Here is a 13,640-nt window from a genome sequence, read left to right as displayed (position 1 = left end):
TCGCGAGCGGGCGTGGCGCAGGCCGCCAACGTCGACGCCGAAAGTGCAGCGATCAGCGGCCTCCAGGCGGGTCTCACGCTTCGGCGGCGTCCACGTGGGCGAGCGTCCAGTTCGGGTCTTTGCTGGCGAGCGATCGCTCGAACGTCCAAAGCTCGGCGGTCCGGCGATCGTCCACAGCTTCACCCTCGGGACCCTTGGAGCGGGTGCGGAACTCGGCGAGGAACCGGACGGTCACCCGGGCTATCTCGCCGGACATCTCGGCGGTTTCCAGATCCGCGCGCGGCGGGTGAGTGAACTCGACGGTTTCGCTCCGCCCTTCGGCTTCACGGCTGTCGATGACCTGTTCGAAGCTGGCCAGCACCGCCGGCGCGAGCAGGTTGCCCAACGTCTTGCGATCGCCCTCGGCGAAAGCCGTGACGATCATCTGGTAGGCGCTTCGGGCGCCGCCTAGGAAGCGGCCGACGTCAAAGCCCGGGTCGCGCGCGCGAATCGCAGCCAGGCCGGTGAGTTCCACCCCGTCGTCCGCCGGCTCCGGCGGCCGCTCCGCAGGGCGCGGTCCAATCGCTGCGGTCTCAGTCGCAGGACGGTCGCCTGGCTGACGACCCACGCGCCGACCCAGCACCGAATAGAGCTGGTACAGCACGATGACCGCGAGGCCCGCAAAGATGATCAGTTCCAAAACCTGCAAGGGTGCGCCTCGATTTCCGCCTGCCTCGTTAGCCTGTTCGACGTCTCACATATAGTCTGCCCTTGCGCCAACGTCAGGGGCGGCGTTGCGCGGTCGGTGTCGCGTGTGATAGCCGCACGGCCGACCCGGCGCCGTTCGCGCCGTCCGAAAGAGATCTTCATCCTCATGACCGACACCGACGCCGGAGCCAACGCGCCGTCCAACGGCGCCCTAAACGCCGAGCCCGGCATCCGCATCCTGGCCCAGTTCATCCGCGATCTTTCATTCGAGAACCCGCGCGCGCCGGACGCTTTGCGCGCCAGCCCGGACCAGCCGCAGATCGACCTCAATGTGGAAATGAACGCCCGGGGCCGCGAGGATGGCCTGTTTGAGGTGGACCTGAAGCTCTCCGCCCAGGCCAACCGTCCTGAGGGGCCGCTGTTCATCGTCGAGCTCCTCTATGGCGGCGTCTTCCAGATCAGCGGCGTCCCGGCTGAGGAGATGGAGCCGGTGCTGCTGATCGAATGCCCGCGCTACTTGTTCCCCTTCGCCCGTCGGATCATCGCTGAGGTGACGTCAGAAGGCGGCTTCCCGCCGTTCCTGCTCGATCCGATTGACTTCGCGGGGGTCTATGCCGCCCGCAAGGCCCAGCAGGACCCGACGGTCGGCCACGCCTGATCGCCGCTAGATCCCAAACGGCGCCCATAGAGAAGCGTCCTTTACTTTATCGCGGATGAAGACCGCGTGGGCGGCGCGCTCCGCCTCGCTGGCGCGTGAGTCCAAGGGGCGGGCGCGGGGGCCATAAGCGCTCCGGGGCGCCAGTTCGGGCTTTCGACTCTCGCCCCGGGCGCCGGTCGCGAGATCAAGGCGGCGCTCGCGGCCGCCCTTGAGTTCCAGATACACCGCCGCCAGCAGCTTGGCGTCGATCAGGGCGCCATGTTTTTCGCGCTCGCTGAGCGAGATGCGGAAACGCTTACAGAGCGCGTCCAACGAGTTGTGCATTCCGGGAAAGCGCTGCTTGGCCAGCGCCAGGGTGTCGATCCAACGACGCTCCGGCAGTTCCGGTCGACCGCAATTGGCCAACTCCCAGTTCAGGAACCCTCGGTCGAAGCCGGCATTATGGGCAATGATCGGTGACTCGCCCACGAACTCGAGAAAGGCGTCGACGACCTCGGGCGCCTCAAAGCGAGGCTTACCTCGAAGAAAAGCCGCGGAAAGTCCGTGGACCCGCTCCGCGTCGGCGGGCATGTCGCGGCAAGGGTCAATGTAGACGTGGAAGCTGCGACCGGTCGGCAAGAACTGGTCGATCTCAAGAGCCGCCACTTCCACCAAACGGTCGCCGGTCTTGGGGTCGAAGCCGGTGGTTTCCGTATCAAGTACGATCTCGCGCGCCATGGCCGCACCCTGCCCCGCTTTGTCGTGAGTCTCAATCCGGCCGCGTACAGTGGCGCTGTTGGGCAGAGCGCCGCTAAACTGCGCCGTGCGAACGAGGGAGACCGTGGTGGCGGAGGTCGAGGTCTGGCGCGGGTCTGTAGAGGCCTGGGAATGCGACGAGATGGGCCATCTCAATGTCGGCTTCTATGTCGCCAGGTCGATGGAGGGCCTGGCAGGGCTGGCAGCGGAGCTGGGGATGCCCCACGCCTTCGCGCCAGGCGCCGAGGCCACGCTGCTGGTTCGGGAACAGCACATCCGCTTCCTGCGCGAGGCCCGGGCCGGCGCGCCGCTGAGCATGACCGGCGGCGTGTTGTCGCTTGATGAAACCGAGGCCCGCTTTGGCCTTGTGCTGCGCCATGCGGATGGCCAGATCGCGGCAAGTTTCCAGACCGTGGCCGCGCACGCCACCGCGCGCGAGGGGCAGGCATTTCCCTGGCCGGATCGAATTCGCCTTCGGGCCGAAGCGCTCGCCTGCGAGGCGCCCGCCAACGCCGGGCCGCGTTCGATCGGATTGGCCCCGGTCACGACCCAGGCCAGTCTGGCGCGGGCGGAAGCGCTAGGATTGACGGCCACCGGAACGGGCGTGGTCGCCGCCCATGGTTGCGACGCCTTTGGACGTATGAGGGTTGAAGGATTCATGCAGCGGCTCTCGGCAGGTGTGCCGCATCTCTTTTCCGGTCGGCGGTTGGGCAAGGTCGGAGAAAGCCGCCGGGTCGGCGGGGCTGCGGTGGAATATCGCCTGATCCATCACGCCTGGCCGCGCGCGGGAGATCGGTTCGCCCTGCGGTCTGGTTCGGCGGGCGGAGACGCGCGCATCCGCCGGCTGGTCCATTGGCTGCTCGATCCGGTGACGGGCCAGCCCTGGGGCTCGGCGGAAGCCATAGCCGTCTCCTTTGACCTCGATACTCGCAAGCTGATCGAGCTGCCCCCCGAGGAACTGGCCCGCGCCAATGCCGACGCGATCCCGGGGCTGGGGCTCTAGTGGTCTGGCCACGCGTTGGGCACGTGTCGCGGCGGATGGCGGGGAGCCAACGCAATCAAGTCCAGGCGTACGGTACAGTCCTTAAGCCCGCGCCGGCCGGCGGCCAGCGCTAGGCCCGCCCTGCGCAGGCGATCCCTCTGGTCCGGCGTGACCGCCTCCAGCGCCGCTTCGAGGGTCCCTCGCTGCTTAACTTCGACCACCGCCAGGACGGGGCCGCGCAGCGCCAGGATGTCGATCTCTGCCTGAGGTGTGCGCAGTCGAAATCCCAGTATCCGATAGCCCTTGGCCATCAGCCAGATCACCGCAAGGGCTTCGGCGCGCCGCCCCGACCGGCGTGCTGCGGCGCCTCGGTCGACGCGCGCCGTCACCCCTTTAGCTCCAGCGCCCGCCGATAGAGTTCGCGACGGGGGAGGCCCAGCGCCCGCGCCACCTCTCCGGCCGCCTCGGAGGGGCCAAGACGAGTCAGCGCTTCCGTAAGGGCCGTATCGGCGTCAGCAGCGGTGGCCTCCGCCTCGCGACCGGGCGCCAGGAGGATCACGATCTCGCCCTTGGGGGCATCCAGCGCTGGGTCGGCCGCCAAAGTCGCAAGCGGGCCACGGTAGAAGGTCTCATAGAGTTTGGTGATCTCGCGGGCGACCACCGCCTCGCGATCGCCCAGCACGGCGACCATGTCGGCCAGACTGTCAGCCAGTCGCGACCCGCCCTCGAAGAACACCAAAGTCGCTCGGACGCCGGCCAACTCAGAGAGGAACGCTCGTCGGGCGGCGGATTTGGGCGGGGGAAAGCCTGCGAACAGGAAGCGATCGGTAGGTAACCCCGCCGCCGACAGGCCGGCCAGGAGGGCCGAGGCGCCGGGGATCGGATAGACTGCATGCCCCGCTTCGGCCGCCTCGCGCACCAGCCGGAAACCAGGGTCGGATATCAGCGGCGTTCCGGCGTCGGAGACCAGGGCCACGCGCCCGCCCTCGGACAGAACCGCCATCGCTTTGGGCCTGGCCCGCTCGGCCGCGTGCTCATCATGGCGCTCCAGTTTCGCCTTCAAACCATAGGCGGCCAGCAGCTTGCCGGTGACCCGCGTATCCTCGGCCAGCACCAGATCGGCTGCGGCCAGAACATCAAGGGCGCGGAGTGTGATGTCACGCAGGTTTCCGATGGGCGTGGCGACCACATATAGGCCGGGCGCCAACGGCGCTGCATTCAGAGTGGGCGGTGGCAGGGCGTGGGCCATGGCGCTCAGGCTGCGCTCGCGGCGACCGCGGTGGCAAGGTGCGTTGTCAGCGCATTCAGCACCCGGCGGCCGGCGGGGGTGGCGCGAAGGCGGACCGGGTCATCGACCACCAGACCCGCAGCCACCAGATCGCGGACATTCGGCGGCGTCAGGCCGAGGGCCGCGACGTCGGCAAAGGCGACGCCCTCGATAATGCGCAAACCCATCAACAGGCGCTCCTCAGCGGCTTCGACGGCGCTCAAGACGTCGCGCTCCGCGAAACCAACACCCGTGGCGTCCACCCGACGGATGTAGTCAGCGGGTCTGGCCGCGGCGCGGGTCGCGACCCGCGCGCCGTCCAACGTTAGCCGACCATGGGCGCCTGGGCCTGCGCCGACATAGTCCAGGCCCCGCCAGCCGGCGAGATTGTGTCGCGCGCGGGCGGCCTCGGTCCGGGCGTGGTTGGACACCTCGTAGGCCGCAAAGCCTTCGGCCTCCAGTACGGCCTGTGTGGCCTCGTAGAGATCGGCGGCCGGATCCTCCGCCGGGGTCGAGAAGACGCCGCGCGCCACCGCCCGGTCAAACGCCGTGCCCGGCTCGATGGTGAGTTGATAGGGAGAGATGTGCTCAGCCCCCAAGCGCGCGGCGGCGCGCAACTCCAGCGCCCAATCCTCGGGAGTCTGACCGGGCCGCGCATAGATCAGATCGAGCGAAACGCGGGGAAAGGCTTCGAGGGCGACGTTCGCCGCACGCAAACCCTCGGCGGTGTCGTGATCCCGACCCAGAAACTTCAGCGCCGCATCGTCCAACGCCTGCAGCCCCAACGAGAGACGGTTGACGCCCGCCCCGGCGAAATCGACATAGCGTTGCGCCTCCGCGTCGGTGGGATTGGCCTCAAGCGTCACCTCCAGGTCCGCCGCCGGGCGCCAAAGCCGCCGCGCGGCCGCTAGGATCATCGCCGTCTGGTCTGGTCGCATCAGCGAGGGCGTGCCACCGCCGAAGAAAACCGACACCAGCTCTCGTGGTCCGGTCAGAGCGGCCTGGCCCTCCATGTCCGCCACGATCGCGAGGGCCAGGGCATCAGCCTCCACATCGCGACCCCGCGCCCGAAGGACGTTAAAGTCGCAGTATGGGCAGATGCGCGCACAGTAGGGCCAGTGAACGTAGACGCCTAGAGCGCGATCTGGCGAAGCGGGAACGGATTCGCCGGCGGAATCACGCCCTGAATCAAACGGGCGGAGCCCCTGCGGCGTCAAAGCAGCGCGGCCTTCAGTTTCTCGAACGCCCGCGTGCGATGGCTCAGAGCGTCCTTTGCCTTGGGTGCCATCTCGCCGAAGGTTTGCGCGCTACCCTGGGGGACGAAGATAGGATCGTACCCGAACCCCAGTGTTCCCCGCCGCGGAAACTGCAGCGATCCGTCGACCCTGCCCTCAACCACCACCGCAGGTCCAAACGGCCAAGCCACAGCGAGCGCACAGGTGAACCACGCCGACCTATCCTTGGCGCCCCTCTCCTCGAGGCGCTGCTCGACCTCGGCTATGGCGATCGCGAAGTCCTTGCCGGGTCCGGCCCATCGGGCCGAGTAGATCCCGGGCGCGCCGTCGAGCGCCTTCACCGACAATCCCGAGTCGTCCGCCAGCGCAACCAGTCCGGACGCGTCGGCCGCGGCCCTGGCCTTCAAGAGCGCGTTGCCGGTGAAGGTGGCCTCGGTTTCCTCGGGCTCAGGAAGGCCGAGCGCGCCGGCGGCGACCAGCTCGAATCGGCCATCCAGGATTTCTGCCAACTCGCGCGCCTTGCCGGGATTGTGGGTCGCCACCACCAGCCGGGTTCCAGGCTCCAGCTTAAGGGCCATCTCGCGCTCCCTCGTTCAGGCGACAAACCATAGCGCCAGCGAGCTCTGCTGCATTGCGAAAGTTTAATATCGTTACTCGATATTCACGTGATTGGGAAACGATATGGACATATCGATAATCGCATCAGGTCAGCCCGATCTGACAAAACCACGCCGCACTGCGGCAAACCTAGGAGCTAGATATGTTCACCCAAGTCATGAACCAGATCGACCGGGTCGCCATGGTCTTGGTCGTGGTGCTGGCGGCATCGCCGATCCTGAGCATCGCCGCCCAGGCCGCCTTCGCTTAAGTTCGGCCCCGAAAGATGAGCATCGTCCGATCCGCCCCGGCGACCGGCGCCAAGCCGCACCGGCGCGGATCCTGACGGTTCCTTTGGGGGAGGCTAGCTAACACTATGCGCGCACTTGGCCCTGGCTCGGTTTCCAGCTTCCTCAAGATCATTCTCGATGTCGTTTTCGCCGCCCTGTGGATCGGCGTCGGCGCCCTGGCTCTGATCGCGCTCGCTGCGCTGCTTTTGGGCTCCAATCCTGAAATGCTCGCCAATGTGCGCTTCAACGGCGAAGCCGCCACGGTCGCCGAGCGCGGCCCTGTGCTGGCCGCCGGACTCGCCGCCGCGGCGTTCTATCTTACCGGCGTTCTGGTGATCGTGGGCGTCTTGCGCCGCATCTTCGCCACCCTGACCGCGGGCGACCCCTTCCATCCGGAGAATGTGGCGCGTCTGCGCCTGATCGGACTGATGCTGGCGGGCCTTGAGCTTGGCCGCTACGCGGTCTGGGCGCTGGGCGCGTGGCTTCCGGGCGCCAGCCAGCGGGAGCCCGGCGTCGGCGTGACCGCTTGGTTCTCGGTGCTGGTGGTGTTTGTGCTCGCCGAGGTCTTCCGTGAAGGCGCCCGCCTGCGCCGTGAAGCGGAGCTGACGATCTGAGCCATGCCCATCCGCGTAAGCCTAGACCGCATGCTGCTCGAACGACGGATGTCGCTGACCGAGCTCGCCGACCGGGTCGGCGTAACCATCGCCAACCTGTCGATTCTCAAGACCGGCAAGGCCCGCGCTGTGCGCTTCTCGACACTGGCCGCGCTGTGCCGTGAGCTCGACTGCCAACCCGGCGATCTGATTGTCTACGAGCCGGGTCCCGACATCCCGCCGGATGACGACGAAGGCTAAGGCTATGCTGCGACGCGATATCGCGTCGCCGATGTAGACGCCTAAGGACCTTGTAATTCACGGACCTGAAAACTAAATCCCCGATATTGCATCGCACAATAGGGGATTTTCAGATGCTCAAGCTGATCGAACGTATGCTCGACGCGATGTTCGCGCCGCTGGCCCGCGAACTGGCGCGCCTGCCACCTCAGGCTCTCCGCCTCGACGTCTACTTCTGAGAACCGGCCGCCGACCGCTGCAGGGCGCAGAGGTCGGCGATGCCCGAGCGCGCCAGGCCGAACAGCGCGTCGAACTCTGCCTGGCTGAAGCCGCGCCTCTCGCCCGTCGCCTGGATCTCGACGATCTGGCCCGATCCGGTCAGGACGAAGTTGGCGTCGGCCTCGGCGTTGCTGTCTTCCTCATAGTCGAGATCGAGCACCGGGGTGTCGGCGAAAATGCCACAACTCACCGCCGCCACCTGGTCGAGGATCGGGTCGTTGGCGATTATGCCCTCGTCCAGAAGATGCTGGGTCGCCAGGCGGAGCGCCACCCAGGCGCCGGTGATAGAGGCGGTGCGCGTGCCGCCGTCGGCCTGGAGCACGTCACAGTCGACGGTGATCTGCCGCTCGCCCAGCGCCTTCAGGTCGGTGACCGCGCGCAGCGAGCGCCCGATCAGGCGCTGGATCTCCTGGGTGCGGCCCGACTGCTTGCCCTGCGCCGCCTCGCGCCGGCCTCGCGTGTGCGTGGCACGGGGCAGCATGCCGTATTCCGCCGTCACCCAGCCTTGGCCGCGTCCGCGCAGGAAGCCCGGAACGCCCTCTTCAAGGCTCGCCGTGACCAGCACCTTGGTGTGACCGGCGGTGATCAGGCACGAGCCCTCGGCATAGCGGGTGACCCCGGTTTCGAGGTTGATGGCGCGGAGCGCGTCGGGCGTACGGTTGGACGGGCGCATGAAAGACCTTGGCTTTGGGAAGCGGTCGCGGCTTATCCTAGATCAGAACCTCGCCGTCCATGGCCCACCGTCCGCCGCCCAGGAGCCTGACTGAAACCGCCCGTGACCACGCCCTTGTTCGCCAGAGGCCCGACACTGACCGATATGGATGCGCGGGCTCGCGATATCTTTCGCCGGATTGTGGAGAGCTATCTGGAGACCGGGGAACCGGTGGGCTCACGCACCCTCTCCCGGGCTGGGATCTCGCTGTCGCCAGCCTCAATCCGCAACACCATGCAGGATCTGACTCAGCTTGGCCTTCTGGGCGCGCCGCACGTCAGCGCCGGGCGGCTGCCGACCCATGCGGGTCTACGGCTGTTCGTCGACGGTCTGATGGAGGTGGGCAATGTGGCGGAGGTCGATCGGCGGTCGATCGAGGCGCGCCTACTGGCGCACGGGCGCAACTATGAGGACGCGCTGAACGAGGCTTCCGCCATCCTTTCGGGGTTGGCCGGGGGCGCGGGCGTGGTGGTGACCCCGGTGCGCGACGCGGGCGTCAGCCACGTGGAGTTCGTTCCATTGTCCGGCGATCGCACGCTGGCGATCATGGTGTTCGACGACGGCTCGGTGGAAAATCGGCTTATGCGTCTGCCCGAGGGCGTTACACCGTCCTCCCTTCAGGCGGCTTCCAACTTCCTCAACGCCCGGCTACGGGGCCGCACCCTGCAGGAGACCAGGATCGACCTGCGCGCCGAACTCGATCAGGCCCGGCGTGAGCTCGACGATGCGGCAGCGCGCCTGGTCGAGGATGGCCTGGCCGCCTGGGGCGGCGGCGAGGCGGCGGATCGGGCGCTGATTGTGCGCGGCCGCGCCAACCTGCTGGAAGACCGCGAGACCCTTGAAGACCTCGAACGGGTGCGCTCTCTCTTCGAGGATCTGGAGCAGAAGGAGCAGCTCATTTCGCTGCTGGACGGGGTCCGAGACGGCGAGGGTGTGCGCATCTTCATCGGCGCAGAGACCCGCCTGTTCTCGCTTTCGGGTTCCGCCGTGATCGCGGCGCCCTATATGACGGGCTCGCAGCGGGTGGTGGGCGCGATCGGCGTGATCGGCCCGGCTCGCCTTAACTACGCCCGGATCATCCCGCTGGTGGACTACACCGCCCGCGTGCTGGGCCAGGTGATGAATGCCTAAGGAATTGAATAAGACGCTATGTCCGAGGAACTGACGCCCGCCGACTTTGAAGCCGGCGATGATTCTACCGATCTGGAGGCCATAGCCGCCGAGATCCAGGCGCTGAAGGACCAGGTGCTGCGCTATGCCGCCGAGGCGGAAAACACCAAGCGCCGGGCCGAGCGCGAGATGAACGACGCGCGCGCCTATGCGATCACAAAGTTCGCGCGTGATCTGCTGGGCGTGGCCGACACGTTCGAACGCGCGCTGGCCGCCGCTCCAGTGGGGGAGGGTCCGGTAAAGAACTTCGTTGTGGGCGTTGAGATGACCTCCAAGGAGCTGCAGGGCGCCTTCGACAAGAACGGGCTCAAGCGCATCGATCCGGCCAAGGGCGAGAAATTCGATCCCCACAAGCACCAGGCGATGATGGAACAGCCCGGAACCGAGGTGGAGCCGGGGGGCGTGGTCCAGGTTCTGCAACCGGGCTACGAACTGCTCGGCCGTCTGGTGCGCCCGGCCATGGTGGTGGTCGCGGCCAAGGGCGCCGCGCCACCCAACCCCTATGGAAGCGGCGGCGGCGGGGAGACCGTGGATGACGCTGGCGGATCAGTGGATACCCGCGCCTGAGACCGCTTGGCCGGGCTTCCACCGGCGCCGGTTTCCGCTAATGTCCGTGGTCCCTATCGCGCGGGTTCCCATCGACTCCGCGCGCTGACCGACCGGGATCTGGAATGAAGCTGACCATCGAACGCGCCGCGCTGCTGAAAGCGCTGGGCCATGTGCAGAGCGCGGTGGAGCGCCGCAACACGATCCCGATCCTCTCGAATGTGCTGCTCACTGCGGAACGCGACCAGCTGACCTTCGCGGCGACCGATCTCGACATGGAGATCATCGACACGGCGCTGGCCCAGGTGGACGTAGCCGGCCAGATCACTGCACCGGCGCACACTCTCTATGAGATCGTCCGAAAGCTTCCGGAAGGGGCCGATGTCTCACTGAGCTTCACCGGCGACGATCCGCGCCTGACCGTGGCGGCGGGCCGCAGCCGCTTCAACCTGCCAGTGCTGCCCGCCGGCGACTTTCCGGTGATGTCCTCGGACGGGATCTCGGGCTCGATTTCGGTCGACGCCAACGACCTCATCCGGCTGATCGACAAGACGCGCTTCGCCATTTCGGCGGAGGAGACGCGCTATTATTTGAACGGCCTTTATGTGCACACGGTGATCGTAGGCGGCCAGGCCCGTCTGCGCGCAGTGGCCACCGATGGCTCGCGGTTGGCGCTGGCGGACATGCCGGCGCCCCAGGGCGCGGCCGGCGCACCCGGCGTGATCGTCCCGCGCAAGACAATCGCCGAGATCCGCCGCCTGCTGGACGATGCAGGCGAGAGCGTCGAGCTGCAGATCAGTCCCCAAAAGGTGCGATTGGAGCTCGGCGGCGCCGCCTTGACCTCGAAGGTCATAGACGGCTCGTTCCCCGACTACAGTCGGGTGATCCCCAAGGACAATGCGCGCCGGGTCATGGCCGACGCGCGCCTGTTCGCTCAGGCCGTGGACCGCGTGGCCACCATCTCGGCCGAGAAAAGCCGCTCGGTGCGTATGGCCATCGAGGCCGGCCGCGTGGTGCTGACGGTGCGCAACATGGAGGCCGGCCAGGCGGTGGAAGAGCTGGAGATCGACTACGACGGTGACGCCTTCGAACTGTCGTTCAACGCTCGCTACCTTATGGATATCACCGACCAGATCTCCGGCGAGGTGATGGAGATGCGCTTCGGCGGCTCAAACGACCCGGCCCTGGTGCTCGATCCGGGCGACGCGGACGTGCAGTACATCCTGATGCCGCTGAGGGTTTAGAGCATCACCTCCCACCGCTCCGCGGTTGGGGGGTATGCTCAGTGCCCGCTGTCGATCTCGTAGACCCCTGGTGTGGCGGTCGTGTCGCCATGGGCGCGGACGAACCGGCGATCACAGTAGGGACACTCCACGTAGTCGCCCTCGCCCATCTCAAGCCAGACGCGCGGATGGCCCAGCGCACCGCCGACCCCGTCACAGGCGACGCGGTGGCCGTGGATGGCCACGATCTCGGGTGCGGGCATGTTGTCGGCCATCAGAAAAGTCCCTGCGCCTACGCTTGGCGACGCGCCGGCTGGGGCCTAGGTATGCCGGGCGCAGCTTCGCCGTCAACGATAGGGCTCCATGGACCTTCCCGACAACGCCATCCTGGCCCAGGGCCTGACCAAGACCTACGCCGCCACCAAGACCACCCCGGAGATGCGGGCGTTGAAGGGCATCGACCTCGCCATCCCGCGCGGCTCGATCTTCGGTCTGCTAGGGCCGAACGGGGCCGGGAAGTCGACCTTCATCAACATCCTGGCCGGACTGGTGCGGAAGAGCTCGGGCCAGGTGAGCATCTGGGACCGCGACATCGACGCCCGACCGCGCGACGCGCGGGCCGCCATCGGCGTGGTTCCCCAGGAGATCGCCGCCGACCCGTTCTTTACCCCGCGCGAGTCGCTGGAAGTGGCGGCGGGCATGTACGCGGTGCCCAAAGCGGAGCGTCGAACCGACGAGCTGCTGGCGGCGCTGGGCCTCGCCGACAAGGCCGACGCCTATGTCCGCCAGCTGTCGGGCGGCATGAAGCGCCGGCTGATGGTGGCCAAGGCCATGGTGCACAATCCGCCGATCCTGATCCTGGATGAGCCGACGGCGGGCGTGGATGTGGAGCTGCGCCGCCAGCTCTGGAGCTATGTGGTCGAGCTGAACCGGCGGGGCGTGACCATCGTGCTCACCACCCACTATCTGGAGGAAGCGCAGGAGCTCTGCGACCGCATCGCCATCGTCAGTCGGGGCGAGGTGGTGGCCTGCGAGCCGACAGAGACACTGCTTGCGAGAATGGACATCCGCAATGTGCTGGTCACACCTTCCGAACCACTCTCGGAGCCGCCAAAGCTGGCGGGTTTCGAGACCAGGCAGCTAAAGGGTGGAGCCTTCTCGGTCAGCTATCGTACCGGCCACTCCAGCGTCGAACAGGTGCTGGCGGCGATCCGCGCGGCCGGCGTCTCGATCAAGGACATCGCCACCGAGGACCCAGACCTGGAAGATGTGTTTGTCTCGCTGACATCGAAGACCGAGGCGGCAGCTTAGCGCCAGGCCCTAGTGGCGGAACACCCTGACGCCGGTGAAGACCATGGCGAGGCCGCGTTCGTCGGCGGCGGCGATTACCTTGTCGTCGCCGATGGAGCCTCCCGGCTGGATCACCGCGGTACAGCCTGCATCGGCCGCTTGGATCAGGCCATCTGGGAACGGGAAGAAGGCCTCTGAAGCACAGGCTGAGCCCTTGAGGTCCAGCCCGAAATCGGCGGCGCGCAAAGCGGCGATACGGGCGCTGTCCTTGCGGTTCATCTGGCCTGCGCCCAGGCCCAGAGTCTGGCCGGCGCGCGCATAGACGATAGCGTTCGACTTCACGTGCTTGGCGATGGTGAAGGCGAACAGCATGTCGGTGATCTCGGCCTCGGTCGGCGCACGTTTCGTCACCACCTTGAGGTCGGCCGGCGTAAGGCGGGCGGTGTCCCGGGTCTGGGTGAGGAAGCCGCCCGATACCGACTTGAAGGTGCGGCCGGGCGCAGACGGATCGGGCAGACCTCCAGTGATCAGCAGGCGCACGTTCTTCTTCTTGCGGAACAGCGCGACGGCGTCCTCATCTGCGTCCGGCGCAATCACAACCTCGGTGAAGATCTCCAGCACCTTGGCCGCCGTGGCCGCGTCCAGCCGGGTGTTGAGGGCGACGATGCCGCCGAAAGCGCTGGTTGGATCACAGGCCAGCGCCCGGTCATAGGCCTCAGCCAGGCTGGCCCCGGTGGCGACACCGCAGGGATTGGCGTGCTTGATGATCGCGCAGGCCGGCGCCTTGGCCGGATCGAACTCGGCGATCAGTTCGAAGGCCGCATCGGTGTCGTTGATATTGTTGTAGCTGAGCTCCTTGCCCTGCAGCTGGCGGGCCGTGGCCACGCCGGGCGCAGGGTTCGGATGGCGATAGAAGGCCGCCTGTTGGTGCGGGTTCTCGCCATAACGCATCGTTTGCGCCAGTTCGCCGCCAATGCTGAACCTTTGCGGCGCGAACTCGCCGAGTTCGGCGGCGAACCAGGACGAGATCGCGGAATCGTATGTCGCCGTGCGGCCATAGGCCCTGGCCGCCAGCCGTTTGCGCAGCGAGAGCGTCGTGGCGCCCCCCTCGGCGAGTTCCGCCAGCACCTCGACCA

Annotated in this window: 16 protein-coding genes and 1 pseudogene; 8 read left to right on the top strand and 9 right to left on the bottom strand. The window is 67.2% G+C overall.

What is annotated here, in order from left to right:
- Positions 1 to 73: 73 nt before the first annotated feature.
- The gene (gene timA, locus ACIQ3R_RS00085; protein WP_397413643.1) at positions 74 to 688 is read right to left on the bottom strand and encodes a TIM44-related membrane protein TimA; all 615 of its coding nucleotides are present in this window, start codon (positions 686 to 688) and stop codon (positions 74 to 76) included.
- 165 nt (positions 689 to 853) lie between these two features.
- Here timA and secB point away from each other — a divergent pair, with 165 nt between their 5' ends.
- Positions 854 to 1,345 (top strand): protein-export chaperone SecB, encoded by a 492-nt coding sequence (gene secB / locus ACIQ3R_RS00080; RefSeq protein WP_397413641.1) that lies wholly within the window; start codon positions 854 to 856, stop codon positions 1,343 to 1,345.
- Positions 1,346 to 1,351: 6 nt separating this feature from the next.
- Here secB and dnaQ read toward each other — a convergent pair whose 3' ends face one another.
- Positions 1,352 to 2,062, bottom strand: coding sequence for a DNA polymerase III subunit epsilon (gene dnaQ / locus ACIQ3R_RS00075; protein WP_397413639.1), 711 nt, complete (start codon positions 2,060 to 2,062; stop codon positions 1,352 to 1,354).
- A gap of 106 nt (positions 2,063 to 2,168) precedes the next feature.
- Between dnaQ and ACIQ3R_RS00070 the strand changes: the two genes are divergently transcribed.
- A complete protein-coding gene (locus ACIQ3R_RS00070) occupies positions 2,169 to 3,083 on the top strand; it encodes a thioesterase family protein (protein WP_397413636.1) in 915 nt (304 codons plus the stop codon).
- On the opposite strand, the gene ACIQ3R_RS00065 is transcribed toward ACIQ3R_RS00070, so the two are convergent.
- The 4 genes and pseudogenes from ACIQ3R_RS00065 to rdgB all read right to left on the bottom strand — a co-directional run bounded on the left by ACIQ3R_RS00065 (position 3,080) and on the right by rdgB (position 6,142).
- On the bottom strand, positions 3,080 to 3,451 hold the full coding sequence (locus tag ACIQ3R_RS00065; RefSeq protein ID WP_397413634.1) for a YraN family protein: 372 nt from the start codon (positions 3,449 to 3,451) through the stop codon (positions 3,080 to 3,082). The two genes, ACIQ3R_RS00070 and ACIQ3R_RS00065, sit on opposite strands and share 4 nt — an antisense overlap.
- Positions 3,448 to 4,311 (bottom strand): 16S rRNA (cytidine(1402)-2'-O)-methyltransferase, encoded by an 864-nt coding sequence (rsmI, locus tag ACIQ3R_RS00060; protein ID WP_397413631.1) that lies wholly within the window; start codon positions 4,309 to 4,311, stop codon positions 3,448 to 3,450. Before rsmI ends, ACIQ3R_RS00065 begins: the two co-directional genes overlap by 4 nt.
- A gap of 5 nt (positions 4,312 to 4,316) precedes the next feature.
- Positions 4,317 to 5,468, bottom strand: a pseudogene (gene hemW / locus ACIQ3R_RS00055) (radical SAM family heme chaperone HemW); the annotation flags it as partial.
- Between the two features lie 74 nt (positions 5,469 to 5,542).
- Entirely contained in the window at positions 5,543 to 6,142 is a 600-nt protein-coding gene (gene rdgB / locus ACIQ3R_RS00050) for an RdgB/HAM1 family non-canonical purine NTP pyrophosphatase (protein WP_397413628.1), read from the bottom strand.
- A 395-nt stretch (positions 6,143 to 6,537) separates the two neighbouring features.
- On the opposite strand from rdgB, the gene ACIQ3R_RS00045 reads away from it, so the two are divergent.
- Together ACIQ3R_RS00045 and ACIQ3R_RS00040 are read left to right on the top strand one after the other, a co-directional pair.
- A complete protein-coding gene (locus ACIQ3R_RS00045; protein WP_397413624.1) occupies positions 6,538 to 7,065 on the top strand; it encodes a DUF2975 domain-containing protein in 528 nt (175 codons plus the stop codon).
- A 3-nt stretch (positions 7,066 to 7,068) separates the two neighbouring features.
- Positions 7,069 to 7,305: a helix-turn-helix domain-containing protein gene (locus ACIQ3R_RS00040; RefSeq protein ID WP_397413622.1), complete on the top strand. Its 237-nt coding sequence runs from the start codon at positions 7,069 to 7,071 to the stop codon at positions 7,303 to 7,305.
- A 208-nt stretch (positions 7,306 to 7,513) separates the two neighbouring features.
- On the opposite strand, the gene rph is transcribed toward ACIQ3R_RS00040, so the two are convergent.
- Positions 7,514 to 8,236: a ribonuclease PH gene (gene rph / locus ACIQ3R_RS00035; protein ID WP_397413620.1), complete on the bottom strand. Its 723-nt coding sequence runs from the start codon at positions 8,234 to 8,236 to the stop codon at positions 7,514 to 7,516.
- A 144-nt stretch (positions 8,237 to 8,380) separates the two neighbouring features.
- On the opposite strand from rph, the gene hrcA reads away from it, so the two are divergent.
- From hrcA to dnaN, 3 genes are all read left to right on the top strand, one after another.
- Positions 8,381 to 9,406, top strand: a complete 1,026-nt coding sequence (hrcA, locus tag ACIQ3R_RS00030; RefSeq protein WP_397413729.1) for a heat-inducible transcriptional repressor HrcA — start codon at positions 8,381 to 8,383, stop codon at positions 9,404 to 9,406.
- A gap of 18 nt (positions 9,407 to 9,424) precedes the next feature.
- Positions 9,425 to 10,012 carry a nucleotide exchange factor GrpE gene (grpE, locus tag ACIQ3R_RS00025; RefSeq protein WP_397413618.1) on the top strand — a complete coding sequence of 196 codons (588 nt, stop codon included), beginning with the start codon at positions 9,425 to 9,427 and terminating at the stop codon, positions 10,010 to 10,012.
- Positions 10,013 to 10,116: 104 nt separating this feature from the next.
- Positions 10,117 to 11,235: a DNA polymerase III subunit beta gene (dnaN, locus tag ACIQ3R_RS00020; protein WP_397413615.1), complete on the top strand. Its 1,119-nt coding sequence runs from the start codon at positions 10,117 to 10,119 to the stop codon at positions 11,233 to 11,235.
- Between the two features lie 38 nt (positions 11,236 to 11,273).
- Here dnaN and ACIQ3R_RS00015 read toward each other — a convergent pair whose 3' ends face one another.
- Positions 11,274 to 11,489 carry a zinc-finger domain-containing protein gene (locus tag ACIQ3R_RS00015; protein ID WP_397413613.1) on the bottom strand — a complete coding sequence of 72 codons (216 nt, stop codon included), beginning with the start codon at positions 11,487 to 11,489 and terminating at the stop codon, positions 11,274 to 11,276.
- Between the two features lie 88 nt (positions 11,490 to 11,577).
- Here ACIQ3R_RS00015 and ACIQ3R_RS00010 point away from each other — a divergent pair, with 88 nt between their 5' ends.
- Positions 11,578 to 12,525, top strand: coding sequence for an ABC transporter ATP-binding protein (locus tag ACIQ3R_RS00010; protein ID WP_397413611.1), 948 nt, complete (start codon positions 11,578 to 11,580; stop codon positions 12,523 to 12,525).
- A 9-nt stretch (positions 12,526 to 12,534) separates the two neighbouring features.
- Here ACIQ3R_RS00010 and purH read toward each other — a convergent pair.
- Positions 12,535 to 13,640 (bottom strand): bifunctional phosphoribosylaminoimidazolecarboxamide formyltransferase/IMP cyclohydrolase (gene purH / locus ACIQ3R_RS00005; RefSeq protein WP_397413609.1); only part of this gene is annotated, 1,106 nt, incomplete at its 5' end.

This window comes from Phenylobacterium sp. (assembly GCF_044371015.1).
Classification (GTDB): Bacteria; Pseudomonadota; Alphaproteobacteria; order Caulobacterales; family Caulobacteraceae; genus Phenylobacterium.
Note: the sequence above shows the minus strand (reverse complement) of the source record. Positions and strands in the feature narration are given on the sequence as shown.

Excerpts from the sequence above, each read along its gene's own strand:
- secB (WP_397413641.1), top strand. The coding sequence starts at position 854 with ATGACCGACACCGACGCCGGAGCCAACGCGCCGTCCAACGGCGCCCTA.
- dnaQ (WP_397413639.1), bottom strand. The coding sequence starts at position 2,062 with ATGGCGCGCGAGATCGTACTTGATACGGAAACCACCGGCTTCGACCCC.
- rsmI (WP_397413631.1), bottom strand. The coding sequence starts at position 4,311 with ATGGCCCACGCCCTGCCACCGCCCACTCTGAATGCAGCGCCGTTGGCG.
- rdgB (WP_397413628.1), bottom strand. The coding sequence starts at position 6,142 with ATGGCCCTTAAGCTGGAGCCTGGAACCCGGCTGGTGGTGGCGACCCAC.
- ACIQ3R_RS00045 (WP_397413624.1), top strand. The coding sequence starts at position 6,538 with ATGCGCGCACTTGGCCCTGGCTCGGTTTCCAGCTTCCTCAAGATCATT.
- ACIQ3R_RS00040 (WP_397413622.1), top strand. The coding sequence starts at position 7,069 with ATGCCCATCCGCGTAAGCCTAGACCGCATGCTGCTCGAACGACGGATG.
- rph (WP_397413620.1), bottom strand. The coding sequence starts at position 8,236 with ATGCGCCCGTCCAACCGTACGCCCGACGCGCTCCGCGCCATCAACCTC.
- hrcA (WP_397413729.1), top strand. The coding sequence starts at position 8,381 with ATGGATGCGCGGGCTCGCGATATCTTTCGCCGGATTGTGGAGAGCTAT.
- grpE (WP_397413618.1), top strand. The coding sequence starts at position 9,425 with ATGTCCGAGGAACTGACGCCCGCCGACTTTGAAGCCGGCGATGATTCT.
- dnaN (WP_397413615.1), top strand. The coding sequence starts at position 10,117 with ATGAAGCTGACCATCGAACGCGCCGCGCTGCTGAAAGCGCTGGGCCAT.
- ACIQ3R_RS00015 (WP_397413613.1), bottom strand. The coding sequence starts at position 11,489 with ATGGCCGACAACATGCCCGCACCCGAGATCGTGGCCATCCACGGCCAC.
- ACIQ3R_RS00010 (WP_397413611.1), top strand. The coding sequence starts at position 11,578 with ATGGACCTTCCCGACAACGCCATCCTGGCCCAGGGCCTGACCAAGACC.